Genomic DNA, 15,031 nt, shown 5'->3' with positions numbered 1-15,031 from the left:
CGTTCAGGCGCGCTTGCCTGATCCTGCCTTGGCCGGGCGCGCCATGGCGCCGGGTACCAGGGCATCGTCCTCCGCGCCCTGCGCCGTCTGTTCACGGATGAACTCGACCAGGTTGCGGGCATGCGGTGAGAGCGTGTCGATATCCTGCACCACCATGCTGCGCTCGCGAACGCTCCAGGGATCGCTCAGTTCCACCACCGACAACTGCATGGTCTGCTGATGCCGTTGTGCCGCCGAGCGCGGCAGGATGCCGATGCCTACGTTGGTCTCGATCATGCGGCACATGGCTTCGAAGCTGCGGACCTGGATGCGCAGCTTGAGCCGCTGGCCGTTCTCGGCCACGATCTTGCTGAGGAAGTGATGCAGCGTGCTGCCTTCATGCAGGCCGATATGCTCGTACTCCAGCGTCTGGATGAAGGGCAGGCTGGGAGCGTCGGCCAGCGGGTGTTCCAGCGCGGTGGCCAGCACCAGCCGGTCGGTCGAGAAATTCAATATCTGCAAGCCCTCGCCCTGCACGGGGCCGGCGACGATGCCGATGTCGGCCGTCCCTTCCTGGATGCCGCGCAGGATGTCGTGGTTCAGGCGCTCTTCCAGCGCCACATTGACCTGGGGATGGCGCGCCAGGAACTTGCCCAGGATCTCCGGCATGAACTCGGTCACGGCGGTAGTGTTGGCAAAGATGCGGATGTAGCCCTTGATGCCGTTGTTGTACTGCTGCATGTCGCTCTTGAGATGTTCGACCTGCTGCATGAACTGCTGGGCATGATGCAGCAGCGTGTGACCGGCCGGGGTCAGTTGCACGCCCTTGCTCTCGCGATAGAGCAGGCGGGTGCCGAAGCGTGTCTCCAGTTCCTTGATGCGGTTGCTGGTGGCCCCCAGCGAGAGGTTCATGCGCTCGGCGCTGCGGGTGAGACTGTTGTGTTCGGCGATGAGGATGAACAGGCGCAGGTCGGTCAGGTCGAACAGCATGGCGTCTCCGCTGGAGCAAGATGAAGAGCTGCCCATGTTACGCCCAATCATGGGCCTGTCGCGGACTTTGCGTGCTGCGCTGCCACACGCGCGATGGCTTGCTGACTTCAGTTCTGCCCAAGCCCCCCTTCGAAAAATACAGATTGTTCGTGCGCCATCGCGGCCACACACTGAGCGCCAGTTCATCACTCTATGGCGCGAACACATGGCCTCTCCCGATCTCGACCTGACCCTGCTGCGGCAGTGGCTGGACAAGAGCGAAACCCGACACGATCACCTCCATCCGGCCATGGCCTCGGCGTTGGCGGCGACGCTGGATGGTCCGCGTCAGCCCCTGGCGGGGGAGGGCTTGCCGCCCTTGTGGCACTGGATCTATTTCTGGAACGCTTGCCGCCAGTCCGAGACTGGTCCGGATGGTCATCCCCTGCGCGGCGGCTTCCTGCCGCCGGTGCCCTTGCCGCGCCGCATGTGGGCCGGTGGTCGCTTGCGCTTCATGGCGCCATTGCCCATCGGTATGGAGGCCAGCAAGCATTCGCGCGTCGCCAGCATCGATGTCAAGCAGGGGCGCAGCGGCGCGCTGGCCTTTGTCACCGTCCATCACACCATCAGCCATGCCGGCCAGACTTGCCTGACCGAAGAGCACGACATCGTCTATCGCGACCTGCCACAAGCCGGCGCCGCGCCCGTGCCGGCCAAGGCTGCGCCGACCGATGCGCTATGGTCGCGCCGCATCGTGCCGGATCCGGTGCTGCTGTTCCGCTATTCGGCCTTGACCTTCAATGGCCATCGCATCCATTACGACCGCAGTTACGTGACTGGTGTGGAGGGCTATCCCGGCCTGATCGTGCATGGGCCGTTGATCGCCACCTTGCTGGCCGATCTGCTGGCGCGGCAGATGCCGCAGGCGGTGTTGCGGGCGTTCGATTTCCGTGCGGTGGGCAGCCTCTTCGATACCGAAGCCTTCACCCTCTGCGGCAAGCCCTCTGCCGATGGCAGGCGCGTGGCGCTGTGGGCGCAGAACGAGCGCGGTGAGCTGGCCATGCAGGCCGAGGCCACGCTTGAGTGAATGAAATAAAACGATATAAATCATTTATCTGTTGTGGAGTTGCCTGCATGTCTTATCCGACCGCTTCCGATTCTCATGCCGACCTGCGTGACGCCGTGCGCGACCTGTGCAAGACCTTTCCGCCCGAATACTGGCGCAAGATCGACGAGGCGCGCGGCTACCCCGAGCAGTTCGTCGACGCCCTTACCAAGGCCGGCTGGCTGGCCGCGCTGATCCCGCAGGAATATGGCGGCTCCGGCCTGGGCCTGACGGAAGCCTCGGTCATCATGGAAGAGATCAACCGCACCGGTGGCAATTCGGGCGCGTGTCACGGCCAGATGTACAACATGGGAACGCTCCTGCGCCATGGTTCGCCCGAGCAGAAAGAGCGCTATCTGCCGCGTATCGCCAGCGGTGAATTGCGCCTGCAATCGATGGCCGTGACCGAGCCCACCACCGGCACCGATACCACGCGCATCAAGACGGTGGCGGTGAAGAAGGGGGATCGCTATGTGATCAACGGCCAGAAGGTGTGGATCTCACGGGTGCAGCACTCCGACCTGATGATCCTGCTGGCGCGCACTACGCCGCTGGAGCAGGTGAGCAGGAAGTCCGAGGGCATGTCCATCTTCCTGGTCGATCTGAAAGAGGCCATCGGCCACGGGATGGAGGTGCGGCCCATCCTCAACATGGTCAACCATGAGACCAATGAGCTCTTCTTCGACAACCTGGAGATTCCGGCCGAGAACCTCATCGGTGAGGAGGGGCGCGGTTTCCGCTACATCCTCGATGGCCTCAACGCCGAGCGTACGCTCATTGCCGCCGAGTGCATCGGTGATGGCTACTGGTTCATCGACAAGGCCACGCAATATGCCCGCGAACGCGTGGTCTTCGACCGGCCCATCGGCATGAACCAGGGGGTGCAGTTTCCGCTGGCGGAAGCCTACATCGAGGTCGAGGCGGCCAACCTGATGCGCTACCAGGCCTGTGCGCTCTTCGATGCGCAGCAGAGCTGCGGCGCCCAGGCCAACATGGCCAAGTACCTGGCCGCCAAGGCGGCCTGGGAGGCGGCCAATGTCTGTCTGCAGACGCATGGCGGTTTCGGGTTTGCCTGCGAATACGATGTCGAGCGCAAGTTCCGCGAGACGCGGCTGTATCAGGTCGCGCCGATTTCGACCAACTTGATTTTCTCTTACGTGGCCGAGCATGTGCTTGGCTTGCCGCGCTCTTTCTGAACCGACCCGCTACCAGGACACGCCATGTCGCCATCCCACCGCCCGCTGGAGGGCATTACCGTCATCAGCCTGGAACACGCCATCGCCGCACCGTTCTGCACCCGCCAGCTGGCCGATCTGGGGGCAAGGGTGATCAAGATCGAGCGGCCTGGGGTGGGCGACTTTGCCCGGGGCTATGACAGCCGCGTCAATGGCTTGTCCTCGCATTTCGTCTGGACCAATCGTTCCAAGGAAAGCCTGACGCTGAACCTGAAAGACGAGGAGGGCAGGCGCATCATCGACCAGTTGCTGCAGCAGGCCGATGTGCTGGTGCAGAACCTGGCGCCGGGCGCCGCTGCCGGCCTGGGATTGTCGGCGCAGGCCTTGCACGCCAGGCATCCCAGACTGATCGTCTGCGACATCTCCGGCTATGGCGAGGATGGTCCCTATCGCGACAAGAAGGCCTATGACCTGCTGATCCAGAGCGAAGCCGGCTTCCTCTCGGTGACGGGCACGCCGGATGACGTGGTCAAGGCCGGCTGCTCGATTGCCGACATTGCCGCCGGCATGTATGCCTACTCCAACATCCTGGCCGCGTTGATCAAGCGCGGGCGTGAGGGGCGCGAGGGGCGCGGCAGCCACATCGACCTGTCCATGCTGGAGTCGCTGGCCGAGTGGATGAGCTTTCCGCTGTATTACGCCTACCAGGGCGCCAGCGCGCCGCTGCGCAGCGGCGCCGAACACGCCACCATCTATCCCTATGGACCGTTCAGCGCCGGCGATGGCAAGACGGTGATGCTGGGCCTGCAGAACGAGCGGGAATGGAAGGTCTTCTGCGAGCAGGTGCTGCAGGATGCGGCGCTGGCCAGCGATGCACGTTTTTCCAGCAATGCGCGCCGGCATGAGCATCGCGATGTCTTGCGGCAGCTGATCCTGGACGTCTTCGCCGGGCTCAGCGCCGAGCAGGTGGCGGCGCGGCTGGATGAGGCGCAGATTGCCAACGCCCGTGTCAATACCATGCAGGAGCTGTGGCAGCACCCGCAACTGGCGGCGCGCCAGCGCTGGACCGAGGTCGCTACCCCGGTGGGCAAGGTGGCGGCGCTATTGCCGCCTGGGGCCAATGACAGCTATGACTATCGCATGGAGGCCATCCCCGCGCTGGGCCAGCATACCGAGTCCATCCTCTCTGCGCTGGGCTATGAGGCCGGGCAGATCGCGGCCTTGCGCGAGCGGGGCGCGGTGTGATCGCCAGCAGCTATCTCTTCGTCCCGGCCAACCGTCCCGAGCGCTATGCCAAGGCGCTCGATAGCGGCGCCGATGCGGTCATCGTCGATCTGGAAGATGCGGTGGCTCGGCCATACAAGGAGGCTGCGCGCGAGACGTTGGCGCGCTGGCTGGCGGGACCGGAAGGGCAGGCGTCGCAGGCGCGCCTGTGGGTGCGGATCAATGCCGCCGATACGGTCTGGCACGAACAGGACCTGTTGACGTTTTCGGCACTGCCGGTAGCCGGCATCGTCCTGCCCAAGGCGGAAGATGCGGCAGGGGTCGGCGCCGTGGCTGGCGCACTGCGGTCTGGATCAGGATTGATTGCGCTCATCGAAAGCGCCGCCGGCCTGGCCGCCATGCGCCAGATCGCCGCCGCGCCGGGCGTGCAGCGGCTGGCCTTCGGATCCATCGATGCCCAGCTCGACCTGGGCATGCAGTGCGGTCCGGAAGAGGAGGAGTTGTTGTCGCTGCGGGTGGAAATGGTGCTGGCCTCGCGCCTGGCGGGTATCGCTGCACCTGTCGATGGCGTCACGGCTGGCTTTGATGATGAGGCCTTGCTGGTGCGCGGGGTGGAGCGGGCGCGGCGATTGGGCTTTGGCGCAAAGCTGTGCATTCATCCGCGCCAGGTCGAGGTGGTCCGGCGCGGCTTCCTGCCCAGCGAGCAGGAGCTGGCCTGGGCGGCGGAAGTGATGGCGGCGGTGCGCGCCAGCGATGGCGGCGCCATTTCGCTCAAGGGCAGGATGATAGACCGGCCCTTGATCCTGCAAGCCGAGAAGTTTCTGCGACAGGTGGGGGCCCTGCATGAATGAGCTTGGCAGTGCTCGTGTAATCTAGGCGTTTTCCAACCATCAGGGAGACGACACCATGAAAATCCAGGCCGCCGTGTTGCGCGAAATGAGCGATGCGCATCCATTCGCCGTGAGCCAGCCACTGAAGATCGAAGAGCTCGATCTGGATCCGCCCGGCCCCGGCGAAGTGCTGGTCAGGATGAAGGCGGCCGGCCTGTGCCATTCGGACCTGTCGGTCATCACGGGAGTGCGTCCGCGTCCGGTGCCGATGGCCTTGGGCCACGAGGCCTCGGCCGAGGTGGTGGAGGTGGGGAGCGGCGTCAATGATCTACGGGCGGGCGATCTGGTGGTGCTGGTGTTCGTGCCCAGCTGCGGCCATTGCCTGCCTTGCATGGAAGGCAGGCCCGCCCTGTGCGAGCCGGGCGCGGCGACCAATACGGTGGGCGAGCTGCTGTCGGGGCAGCGCCGTCTGCGCGACAAGACGCAGCCGGTGCATCACCACCTGGGTGTGTCGGCCTTTGCCGATCACGCCGTGGTATCGCGCCGTTCCTGCGTGAAGATCGAGGCCGATATCGACCCGGTCCAGGCGGCGCTGTTTGGCTGCGCCGTGCTCACTGGCGTGGGGGCGGCGGTCAACACGGCCGAGGTCAAGGCCGGCACCACGGCTGCCGTGCTGGGCCTGGGCGGCGTGGGCTTGTGCGCCATGCTGGGAGCGCTGGCGTCGGGCGCGCGCGAGGTCATTGCGGTGGACCTGCATGACAGCAAGCTGGCGCTGGCGCGTTCGCTGGGGGCGACGGCCACCGTCAATGCCCGCGATCCGGATGCGGTCGAGAAGGTCCGGGCCCTCACCAGGGGCGGCGTGGATTACGCCTTCGAGATGGCCGGTTCGGTCCAGGCCATGGAAGCCGCCTACCGCATGACCCGGCGCGGCGGCATGACCGTCACGGCCGGCCTGCCGGCGCCCGGCCAGCACTGGGCCTTGCAGCAGGTCAGCCTGGTGGCTGAGGAGCGTACCGTCAAGGGCAGCTACATCGGCTCCTGTGTGCCGGTGCGCGACATCCCGCGCTACATCGGCCTGTTCCAGGCCGGCAAGCTGCCGGTGGACAGGCTCATGGGCGAGCGCCTGGCGCTGGCCGATATCAATCGCGGCTTTGACCGCCTGCATGGCGGCGAGGGCTTGCGCGACCTGATCGTCTTTTAACGCACGGGGCTGAGGTCATCGGCTCCGGGCTTCACCATAAGGAGACACGCATGACCATCCTCCCGCTGCGCACGGCCCTGGCTGCTTGCGCCTTCGTCACGCTGGGCCTGCCGCAGCCTGCGGCGCTGGCCCAGCAGCCTCAGCAGCCCATCATCATCAAGTTCAGTCACGTGGTGGCCAACGACACGCCCAAGGGCAAGGGCGCCGAACGTTTCAAGGAACTGGCCGAGAAGGCCACCCAGGGACGCGTCAAGGTCGAGGTCTATCCCAACAGCACCCTCTACAAGGACAAGGAAGAGCTGGAGGCCTTGCAGCTGGGATCGGTGCAGATGCTGGCGCCATCGCTGGCCAAGTTCGGGCCGCTGGGGGCGAGGGAGTTCGAGGTCTTCGACCTGCCCTATATCTTTCCCGACAAGGCGGTGCTCAAGCGTGTCACCGAAGGGCCGATCGGGCAGGGCTTGTTCCAGAAGCTGGAAGGCAAGGGCATCAAGGGGCTGGCCTACTGGGATAACGGCATGAAGGTGATGACCGCCAACCGGCCCTTGCACAAGGTCGCCGACTTCCGCGCGCTGAAGATGCGCATCCAGTCTTCCAAGGTGCTCGACGAACAGTTCCGCGCCCTCAAGGCCAATCCGCAGGTGCTGGCCTTCTCGGAGGTGTATCAGGCCATGCAGACCGGGGTGGTCGATGGCAGCGAGAACACGCCTTCCAATGTCTATACGCAGAAGATGCACGAGGTGCAGTCCAACCTGACGGTATCGGACCATGGCTATATCGGCTATGCGGTCATCGTCAACAAGAAGTTCTGGGAAGCGCTGCCGGCGGATATCCGCAGCCAGCTCGAGGCGGCCATGAAGCAGGCCACGCTCTACGCCAACACCATCGCCCAGAAGGAAAACGACGACGCCCTGGCCGCCATCAAGGCCAGCGGCAAGACCCGGGTCTATACCCTGAGCGAGCAGGAAAAGGCCGAGTGGCGGCGCGCACTGCTGCCGGTGCACAAGAGCATGGCCGCGCGCGTAGGGGCGGACCTCATCGAGGCCATCTACAAGGAGAGCGAGGCGGCGGGCGTGAAGATGAACTGAGCGCAGCGGCTGCCGGGCGGTTTATTTTTTCTTCTTCTTGTGCGTCACCACGTACTGCTCGGCAGCGGTCACGGCGTTCTGCAGGGCTTCCATCTTGGAGTTGCCTGGCTTGAAGTCGCCGAACTCGTGGGTGCTGCGGTCAGGAAAGTCGATATGGACGAACGCCGTCCACTTGCCGTCAGTACGTAAGACCGGGGTCAGCTTGATGGTGGCGTCGAGATACTTGCAGGCTATTGCGCCTAAGGTGGTGGACATCTTGCTTCGAAACGGGACGGCGGCGGCTCTTGACGGCCACCGTCGCCAGCAGTCAGTTGGCGAATCAGGCTGGCATGATGCCACAGCCGGCGGCATTTTGCCGGATCGCCTTTGTCTTCTTTACATCGCTTTACGAGTCGATCCTCTTTTGGTGAAGGGTGTATGGCTTCAGGGCTCATGCATGGTGTGGAATCCATGCATGAGCTTTCTCGCCAGATGCGAGTCGGAGATCTGGTCAGCGGGTCAGCATCAGATCCAGGTTCTGCACCGCCGCCCCCGAGGCGCCCTTGCCCAGGTTGTCGAACACTGCGCATAGCAGGATATGTCCATGTCCGGCATGGCCGAACACGCCCAGGCTCATCTGATTGCTGTGGTTGTGGCGCGTCGGGTCTAGCTGCGTGGTGCTCTCGCTTTGCGCGGCATCCAGTACCGTGACATAGTGCGCACCGTCGTAATGCGCCTGCAGCGTGGCGCGCAGCCGTTCCAGGCTGGCCTGGGCCGGGAGCAGCCGCGACTGCAGTGCGATGGTGAGGACGATGCCCTGGCGGAACGCGCCATAGGATGGCACGAACAGCGGACGTTGCGAGAGGCCGGCGTGCAATTGCATTTCCGGCGGATGCTTGTGCTGCAGGCCCAGGCCATAGGTGACGAAGGGCGCGGCGTGGGCCGCTTCGGCGCCCTCGTACTGCTCGACCTGGGCGCGGCCCCCGCCTGAATAGCCCGATACCGCGTGAATGTTGAGCGGATAGTCTGCCGGCACCAGGCCCGCCTGCACCAGCGGACGCAATAGCGCAATCGCGCCGGTGGGGTAGCAGCCGGGGTTGCTCACGCGCAGGGCCGTGGCAATGGCCTCGGCCTGGCCGGCGGCCATTTCGGGAAAGCCGTAGACCCAATCGGGGCTGGTGCGATGGGCCGAGCTGGCATCGATGACGCGTACACGCGGATTGCTGATCATGGCGACGGCCTCGCGGGCGGCCGCGTCGGGCAGGCAGAGCAGGGCGATGTCGGCGCTGTTGATGGCCTCGGCGCGGCGCTGTGCATCCTTGCGTTCAGCCGCGGGCAGGGTCAGCACGCGCAGGTCCTGGCGAGCGCGTAGGCGCTCATGGATCTGCAGGCCGGTGGTGCCTTGGTCGCCATCGATGAAGATCAGGGGAAGTGTGCTCATGGGATTGTCCAGAAGATGCGCCGGGGAAGATCGGCCAGGCGCGTTACCGATATCGCGTATGCAGTGCATTGCGTGCATGCCGGGTATCTTGCGACAAACCGTATAATTGCAAAAGTTGAATATCGCAAAGCCGTGATTCAGTTTTCCTGAATGATCCCATTGCCCCGGAGCCCCCATGCGTGAACTCAGCCTGGACCGTCTGCGCACCCTGGTCGCCATTGCCGACCTGGGTTCCTTTGCCGCTGCCGCGCGCGAACTGCACCTGGCTCCGCCAACGGTGAGCCTGCACATCAGTGAGCTGGAAGAGCGCATCGGCGCGCCGCTGCTGTTGCGCCAGCGCGCCCAGGTGCGGCCTTCGGGCATCGGCGAGACCCTCATCGCCCGCGCCCGGCAATTGCTGGCGGCGGCCGACCAGGCGCTGGAAGAAGTGGGGCGGCAAGTGCAGGGATTGGCGGGAAGGGTGCGGCTGGGGGCCTCGACCGGGGCCATCGCCTATCTGTTGCCGCAGGCGCTGGAGCAACTGGGGCGTAGCCATCCGGGCATTGATGTCCAGGTGATGGTGCTGACCTCGCAGGAAACCCTGGCGCGGCTGGCCGCAGGCGCTCTCGATATCGGCCTGGTGGCCTTGCCCCAGGCGCCGGTGGCGGGATTGACGGTGCAGCCCTGGCGGCGTGATCCGGTGATGGCTTTCCTGCCGGCGTCCTGGCGGGCGCCGCGTGTGGTCACGCCGGCCTGGCTGGCGGCGCAGCCGCTGATCCTCAATGCGCCCGAGACCCGGCTCTCGCGCCTGACCACGGAATGGTTTGCCCGCGGGGGCGAGCATCCGGTGGCGCGCATCCAGCTCAATTTCAATGATGCGATCAAGAGCCTGGTGGGGGCGGGCTATGGCGCGACCTTGCTGCCGCATGAAGCCAGCGCCCAGGGTGCGGCGGTGGCGTTGGACCCCCGCATTGTCATGCGGCCTCTGCGTCCGGCGCTATGGCGGCCGCTGGGCATCGCCCACCGGACCGGCCAGCCCGAGCCGGCTACCCGGCACGTGCTGGAGGCATTATGGGCCTTGAAGCAGTTGCGTCAGCCCAGGACGGCAGGCTGATGCGGGCCGGCTCAGTGCATCTCGGGCTGCTTGAGCCGTTGCTGCACGCAGCGCGTGACCAGTTCCATGTAATCGGCGGGGCGGGCGGGTTTGGCGGCGTACCAGATGCGGTTGTCCTGTTCGGCAGCGAAGTCGCTGGAGATCGGCGAGGCCGTGAACAAGACCAGTGGAATCTGCGCCAGCTGCGGATAGACGCACAGGGTGCGCAGCAATTCATACCCTTCGGTGCCGCGGAAGTTGCGCGGGTCCAGCAGGATCAGGGTCGGCTGGTCGCGCAGCTGGCATAGCGCCTGGGTCAGCAGGGAGGCGTTGGCCAGCTCGGCGTCATCGAACCACTCGATCCGGCAGGACAGGTGGCTGCGCCAGAGCGCGAAGCGGGCCGTCTCGATGGCGTCCAGATCGGCGTCGATGATGAGGATGCGGGGAAGTTGTTGTGACTGCACCATGGCGGCCTCCTTGCGTTGATGAGCTCATCTTCGCAGAGCAGGTGCCGGCTGGATATCAGGCACTTCCTGAGGGAGGGTTTTCTTGGGGGGGCAGCCAGGGTGGCCTGGCTGGCGCGGCTGCTTCAGCTGGTTCAGCTGGCTTCGCTGGGGTTGCTGGCCTCGAACTGCTTGGCATATTCGGCCCGGCGGGCCTGGTCGGATTCGATCAGCAGGCGGTAGCGGGTTTCCGAGACCCGTTGTTGCAGCACGGCGGCATAGCGCTCGCGTTGCAGCCATTCGATGATGAAGGAGGCGGTCGCCACGATGACGGTGTAGACCAGGATCAGGAAGAGATCCTTGTCGTTGAGGCCATCCATGGTGTAGAAGGGCTTGCGGAAGAAGAACATGGCCGTCGGGATGCTCACGGCCAGGAGCCCCAGCGCATAGAAGCAGCCGAACAGATAGCTCATCACGATGCAGTTGACCGCGAAGAACAGCATCGACAGCGATTCCTCCACGAACGGCGCCAGCGCATAACGCAGGCCAAAGGCGGCGATGAACCCGAAGGCGCTCACGTACAGGGGGCGGAAGCCCTGTGGACGCCAGCTTCTGGCATTCTTCAGTCGGATCAGGGTCATGATGGCTCTGGAATGGTGACGCGTGGTGTGCATATTCATCTACATTGCCAGGCTGCGCAATGTGCTCATGTTAAGAATCCAGTCTGTCAAAAGGCTTACCGCGCTTGTTTTATGCGCTGGGTGTTGTTTCCTGGCACGTCAGCCGCGCCTGTCCTTCAGGGGTGACGCATGCGCCAGGTGCTTGCGTGAGAATTCGTGACCATGCATCTCGATACTGCGCCGGATGAACATCACGGTCTCATTGGTCACGATCTCGCGTTCGTTGTCCACGGTAATGATGTGATAGCAGTCGCCCAGCCAGACCACCTTGCGCACTTCGGCGTTGATGTACTGCAGGATCTGTTCGGCATTGCGCGGGGACGCGGTCTCGTCGTCGATGGAATGGATGATCAGGGTATCGGTGCGCACCAGCGGCAGGGACTGCTTGACGTAGTCGATCATGCGCAGCGCTGCGCGCAGGTGGCGCGCCGGGATGGAGGCGGCGCCGACGGCGGCCACGCCATCCTTTTCCAGGGCGCTGGCCACGCGGCGGCGCATCTCGAAGTTCTTGATGCCGTAGGGTTCGCTTTCCTTGTAGGACCAATTGCGAAAGCCCAGGTCGTAGACCACGGTCAGCAGCTTCCAGTACCAAGGCACCGACCAGCCGTCGTATTGCAGCACCGGCGAGAGCAGCACCACCGACAGCAGTTCCTTGCTGCGGGCGGCCACGGCCAGGGCCAGGGTGGCGCCCATGGACAGCCCGCACAGGGAGACGGTGCGGAATTCTTCCTTCAGGCGCGCCACCCGGCTTTCCACCACGGCGCACCATTCTTCCCAGTTCGGGGAGACACGCGGGTTGGTCAGCGCCGCCGAGTAATTGTCGATATTGAGGGGAATGACGGTACAGCCGGCTTTCTTGAGCTGCTTGGGAATCGAGCCCATCTCCAGTTGCGAGCCGCACAAGCCGTGCAAGAGGATGACGGCATGTTCCTTGTGCGGGCCGCCTTGACGGTCTTCTGCGGGGGGCGGTGTGACTGGCCCCGGATGGTCAGTGGATGACAAAGTGTCCATAAATTCAATATAGCGTGCGGGCTAACAGCCCGTGCCTGGCGAGTCGTTCGCCCCCCGTTTCGTGACAGGCCGTCGCATTGCTGGCATGCGTTCTGTTTCCTGTGACGAATCCGCTACTGTCCCGGGCGGATGATTTTTTGCGAAAGTCTAACTGTCGGACTGGTCGCTTGTCAGCCTTGAATGACAACTTTTTTTGCTTTCATGCAATGTTACTTGTGTTCGTTTCAGTGCGTGGGAATATGACAGCTCAATGGTCCTGTAACGTTGTAATCCTGCATCTGGTGGACAGCCGGGGGTTTCCTGCGGGAAAAAGCGCCGGACAGCGCCGGAAATAGAAAAAGCCCTTCGGGCCGAAGCGCGAAGGGCTTGAGGGAAGAGCGCAGGATTAGCCGCGGCTTTCCAGGTGGCCGTTGACCACGCGGACCTGGTCGCCCACGCGCCAGTTGGCGCCGCTTTGCGGGAAGCTGCGCGACTTGCCGTTGTCCATGCGCACATCCACGACATAGGTGGTGGTGGTGCGTACGTTCTTCTCGACCATGTTGCCGGCATAGCCGCCGCCGACAGCGCCGGCGATGGTGGCCAGGGTACGGCCGTTGCCGCCGCCGATCTGGTTGCCCAGCAGGCCGCCGACCACTGCACCACCCGCGATACCGACGCCGCTGGTCTGGGGAGTGTGTTGCACGGCGCGCACGGCCACCACTTCACCGCAGCTGCTGCAGACGGCCGCCGCACGCGGGGCTTCTGCCGATTGCGACGGATAGGCCGCCTGTTGCGGCGCCAGGCGGGTGGCCGGCGCTTGTTGCGGGTTCATCGGGCCGGCGTTCTGTTCCACCGCCGCCAGTTGCTGCGGGGAATTGGCGCTCTTGGAACTGGGCAGCAGCCCCGTCATGGCGGCCACGCCAATGAGACTGACCAGGATCACGGCCACTGCCGCCCCGGCGACCAGGGGATGCAGACGGCTCGATTGGGATTTGACGATTGCGTTGTTGGTTTCCATGATGACCTCTCTAGTTGTTATCTTGTTGATGATGAGTGGATGACTGGATTATGGAGTGGTCATCGGGGAAAAAAAATCCCGATCTTGTGTCAGTTGTAAAAACTTGTAATGCGCCAACATCGTCGCTGGCGGCGGGTTTGCGGCGAGACCAAGCCTGCGGCGGGCAGCGAGGCTGGGCGCAGGGCAAACAACGAGGGGGGAGGGGAGGAAGTCCGCATCCGGAACGGATGCGGACAGGTGGATCAGATCGGTCAGGTCGGTCAGGTCGACGACCTGAGATCAATCTTCGCGACGCAGGTGCGGGAACAGGATCACGTCACGGATATTGGGCGAGTCGGTGATGAGCATCATCAGGCGGTCGATACCGATGCCGCAGCCACCAGCCGGCGGCATGCCGTATTCCAGCGCACGGATGTAGTCGGCGTCGTAGTACATGGCTTCTTCGTCGCCAGCGTCCTTGGCCGCCACCTGGGCGTGGAAGCGGGCGGCCTGGTCTTCGGCGTCATTCAACTCGGAGAAGCCGTTGGCGATCTCGCGACCCGTGATGAAGAGTTCAAAGCGCTCGGTGATGCCGGCCACAGTGTCGGAAGCGCGCGCCAGCGGCGAGACTTCGACCGGGTAGTCGATGATGTAGGTCGGATTCCACAGCTGCGACTCGGCGGTCTCTTCGAACAGCGCCAGTTGCAGCGCGCCGATGCCAGCGCCGGCCAGCGGGGCTTGGTCGGTCTTGACGCCGAACTTCTTCAGTTCAGTGCGCAGGAAGTCGATGTCGGCCAGTTGCGCCTCGGTGTAGTTGGGCGCGTACTTCAGGATCGCGCCGGTGATGGTCAGGCGGTCGAAGGGCTTGGACAGGTCCAGCTCGCGGCCCTGGTAGCTCAATACGGCGGTGCCGTGCGCATCGATGGCGGCCTGGCGGATCACCTGTTCGGTGAAGCCCATCAGCCACTGGTAATCCACGTAGGCGGCGTAGAACTCCATCATCGTGAATTCCGGGTTGTGACGCGGCGACACACCTTCATTGCGGAAATTGCGGTTGATCTCGAAGACGCGCTCAAAGCCGCCCACCACCAGGCGCTTCAGGTACAGCTCGGGGGCGATACGCATGAACATCTGCATGTCCAGCGCATTGTGGTGGGTGATGAAGGGCTTGGCCGCCGCGCCGCCCGGGATCGGGTGCAGCATCGGGGTTTCCACTTCCATGAAGCCATGGGTTTCCATGAAGCGGCGGATCGACGACATCGCAGCGGTACGCGCCTTGAAGGTGCGGCGGGTCTCTTCGCTCATGATCAGGTCGACGTAGCGCTGGCGGTACTTCATTTCCTGGTCGGCCAGGCCGTGGAACTTGTCCGGCAGCGGGCGCAGCGACTTGGTGATGAGCTTCAACTTGGTGACCTTCACCGACAGTTCGCCGGTCTTGGTCTTGAACAGCGTACCTTCGGCGCCCAGGATGTCGCCCAGGTCATAGTGCTTGAAGGCGGCCATGGCTTCTTCGCCGGTGACGTCGCGGGTGATGTAGAGCTGGATGCGGCCATCGGCGCGCACGCCCGAGGCATCCTGCAGGGTGGCGAAGGCCGCCTTGCCCATGACCCGCTTCAACATCATGCGACCGGCGACGGTGACGGTGACCGGCTCGGCTTCCAGGGCTTCGTTCTCGAAACCGTCGTACTTGGCATGCAGGTCGGCGGCTTGGTTGGCCGGACGGAAGTCGTTGGGGAAGGCGACGCCCTGTTCGCGGATGGCCGCCAGCTTGGCGCGGCGCTCGGCGATGATGCTGTTCTCGTCGGCTGCCGGCTGGGCGGCGGGGGTGTTTTGCGTGGTCATGGTTGGAATTCTTGAAGGT

General features: G+C 64.2%; 15 protein-coding genes. 7 read left to right on the top strand and 8 right to left on the bottom strand.

From position 1 onward, the window contains the following. Positions 1 to 3: 3 nt before the first annotated feature. On the bottom strand, positions 4 to 969 hold the full coding sequence (locus ACP92_RS14020) for a LysR family transcriptional regulator (protein ID WP_013234773.1): 966 nt from the start codon (positions 967 to 969) through the stop codon (positions 4 to 6). A gap of 205 nt (positions 970 to 1,174) precedes the next feature. Here ACP92_RS14020 and ACP92_RS14015 point away from each other — a divergent pair, with 205 nt between their 5' ends. Genes ACP92_RS14015 through ACP92_RS13990 form a run of 6 tightly spaced genes read left to right on the top strand, consistent with a single transcriptional unit; the run spans position 1,175 to position 7,568 of the window. Beyond that, positions 1,175 to 2,035, top strand: a complete 861-nt coding sequence (locus ACP92_RS14015) for an HTD2 family dehydratase (RefSeq protein WP_013234772.1) — start codon at positions 1,175 to 1,177, stop codon at positions 2,033 to 2,035. A gap of 47 nt (positions 2,036 to 2,082) precedes the next feature. Further along, positions 2,083 to 3,249 (top strand): acyl-CoA dehydrogenase family protein, encoded by a 1,167-nt coding sequence (locus tag ACP92_RS14010; RefSeq protein ID WP_013234771.1) that lies wholly within the window; start codon positions 2,083 to 2,085, stop codon positions 3,247 to 3,249. Positions 3,250 to 3,273: 24 nt separating this feature from the next. Beyond that, positions 3,274 to 4,473, top strand: coding sequence for a CaiB/BaiF CoA transferase family protein (locus ACP92_RS14005; protein ID WP_013234770.1), 1,200 nt, complete (start codon positions 3,274 to 3,276; stop codon positions 4,471 to 4,473). Then, positions 4,470 to 5,303 (top strand): HpcH/HpaI aldolase/citrate lyase family protein, encoded by an 834-nt coding sequence (locus ACP92_RS14000; RefSeq protein WP_013234769.1) that lies wholly within the window; start codon positions 4,470 to 4,472, stop codon positions 5,301 to 5,303. Before ACP92_RS14005 ends, ACP92_RS14000 begins: the two co-directional genes overlap by 4 nt. A gap of 55 nt (positions 5,304 to 5,358) precedes the next feature. Beyond that, entirely contained in the window at positions 5,359 to 6,483 is a 1,125-nt protein-coding gene (locus ACP92_RS13995; RefSeq protein WP_013234768.1) for a zinc-dependent alcohol dehydrogenase family protein, read from the top strand. Positions 6,484 to 6,533: 50 nt separating this feature from the next. After that, a complete protein-coding gene (locus ACP92_RS13990; RefSeq protein ID WP_013234767.1) occupies positions 6,534 to 7,568 on the top strand; it encodes a TRAP transporter substrate-binding protein in 1,035 nt (344 codons plus the stop codon). A 21-nt stretch (positions 7,569 to 7,589) separates the two neighbouring features. Here the strand turns inward: ACP92_RS13990 and ACP92_RS13985 are convergent, their stop codons facing one another. Both ACP92_RS13985 and argC read right to left on the bottom strand, forming a co-directional pair. Next, positions 7,590 to 7,823: a hypothetical protein gene (locus tag ACP92_RS13985; protein ID WP_041310885.1), complete on the bottom strand. Its 234-nt coding sequence runs from the start codon at positions 7,821 to 7,823 to the stop codon at positions 7,590 to 7,592. A 235-nt stretch (positions 7,824 to 8,058) separates the two neighbouring features. Continuing rightward, entirely contained in the window at positions 8,059 to 8,988 is a 930-nt protein-coding gene (gene argC, locus ACP92_RS13980; RefSeq protein ID WP_013234765.1) for an N-acetyl-gamma-glutamyl-phosphate reductase, read from the bottom strand. A gap of 175 nt (positions 8,989 to 9,163) precedes the next feature. On the opposite strand from argC, the gene ACP92_RS13975 reads away from it, so the two are divergent. Next, positions 9,164 to 10,081 (top strand): LysR family transcriptional regulator, encoded by a 918-nt coding sequence (locus ACP92_RS13975; protein ID WP_013234764.1) that lies wholly within the window; start codon positions 9,164 to 9,166, stop codon positions 10,079 to 10,081. A gap of 11 nt (positions 10,082 to 10,092) precedes the next feature. On the opposite strand, the gene ACP92_RS13970 is transcribed toward ACP92_RS13975, so the two are convergent. The 5 genes from ACP92_RS13970 to lysS all read right to left on the bottom strand — a co-directional run bounded on the left by ACP92_RS13970 (position 10,093) and on the right by lysS (position 15,012). Beyond that, positions 10,093 to 10,527, bottom strand: coding sequence for a response regulator (locus ACP92_RS13970; RefSeq protein WP_013234763.1), 435 nt, complete (start codon positions 10,525 to 10,527; stop codon positions 10,093 to 10,095). A gap of 131 nt (positions 10,528 to 10,658) precedes the next feature. Further along, entirely contained in the window at positions 10,659 to 11,144 is a 486-nt protein-coding gene (locus ACP92_RS13965; RefSeq protein ID WP_231944324.1) for a DUF4118 domain-containing protein, read from the bottom strand. A gap of 138 nt (positions 11,145 to 11,282) precedes the next feature. Continuing rightward, entirely contained in the window at positions 11,283 to 12,194 is a 912-nt protein-coding gene (locus ACP92_RS13960) for an alpha/beta hydrolase (protein ID WP_013234761.1), read from the bottom strand. Positions 12,195 to 12,579: 385 nt separating this feature from the next. Then, positions 12,580 to 13,191 (bottom strand): glycine zipper 2TM domain-containing protein, encoded by a 612-nt coding sequence (locus ACP92_RS13955; RefSeq protein ID WP_013234760.1) that lies wholly within the window; start codon positions 13,189 to 13,191, stop codon positions 12,580 to 12,582. A 279-nt stretch (positions 13,192 to 13,470) separates the two neighbouring features. Continuing rightward, a complete protein-coding gene (gene lysS, locus ACP92_RS13950; protein WP_013234759.1) occupies positions 13,471 to 15,012 on the bottom strand; it encodes a lysine--tRNA ligase in 1,542 nt (513 codons plus the stop codon). Between the last annotated feature and the right edge of the window lie 19 nt (positions 15,013 to 15,031).

Origin of the sequence: Herbaspirillum seropedicae (genome assembly GCF_001040945.1) — a bacterium.
GTDB classification, from domain to species: domain Bacteria; phylum Pseudomonadota; class Gammaproteobacteria; order Burkholderiales; family Burkholderiaceae_D; genus Herbaspirillum; species Herbaspirillum seropedicae.
This window is presented reverse-complemented; position numbering and strand designations above follow the sequence as displayed.

Bases quoted from the DNA above. Each gene is read 5' to 3' on its own strand.
- ACP92_RS13975 (WP_013234764.1), top strand. From the start codon at position 9,164: ATGCGTGAACTCAGCCTGGACCGTCTGCGCACCCTGGTCGCCATTGCC.
- ACP92_RS13970 (WP_013234763.1), bottom strand. From the start codon at position 10,527: ATGGTGCAGTCACAACAACTTCCCCGCATCCTCATCATCGACGCCGAT.
- ACP92_RS14020 (WP_013234773.1), bottom strand. From the start codon at position 969: ATGCTGTTCGACCTGACCGACCTGCGCCTGTTCATCCTCATCGCCGAA.
- ACP92_RS14010 (WP_013234771.1), top strand. From the start codon at position 2,083: ATGTCTTATCCGACCGCTTCCGATTCTCATGCCGACCTGCGTGACGCC.
- ACP92_RS14005 (WP_013234770.1), top strand. From the start codon at position 3,274: ATGTCGCCATCCCACCGCCCGCTGGAGGGCATTACCGTCATCAGCCTG.
- ACP92_RS13990 (WP_013234767.1), top strand. From the start codon at position 6,534: ATGACCATCCTCCCGCTGCGCACGGCCCTGGCTGCTTGCGCCTTCGTC.
- ACP92_RS13995 (WP_013234768.1), top strand. From the start codon at position 5,359: ATGAAAATCCAGGCCGCCGTGTTGCGCGAAATGAGCGATGCGCATCCA.
- ACP92_RS13965 (WP_231944324.1), bottom strand. From the start codon at position 11,144: ATGACCCTGATCCGACTGAAGAATGCCAGAAGCTGGCGTCCACAGGGC.
- ACP92_RS13955 (WP_013234760.1), bottom strand. From the start codon at position 13,191: ATGGAAACCAACAACGCAATCGTCAAATCCCAATCGAGCCGTCTGCAT.
- ACP92_RS14015 (WP_013234772.1), top strand. From the start codon at position 1,175: ATGGCCTCTCCCGATCTCGACCTGACCCTGCTGCGGCAGTGGCTGGAC.
- ACP92_RS13960 (WP_013234761.1), bottom strand. From the start codon at position 12,194: ATGGACACTTTGTCATCCACTGACCATCCGGGGCCAGTCACACCGCCC.
- argC (WP_013234765.1), bottom strand. From the start codon at position 8,988: ATGAGCACACTTCCCCTGATCTTCATCGATGGCGACCAAGGCACCACC.
- lysS (WP_013234759.1), bottom strand. From the start codon at position 15,012: ATGACCACGCAAAACACCCCCGCCGCCCAGCCGGCAGCCGACGAGAAC.
- ACP92_RS13985 (WP_041310885.1), bottom strand. From the start codon at position 7,823: ATGTCCACCACCTTAGGCGCAATAGCCTGCAAGTATCTCGACGCCACC.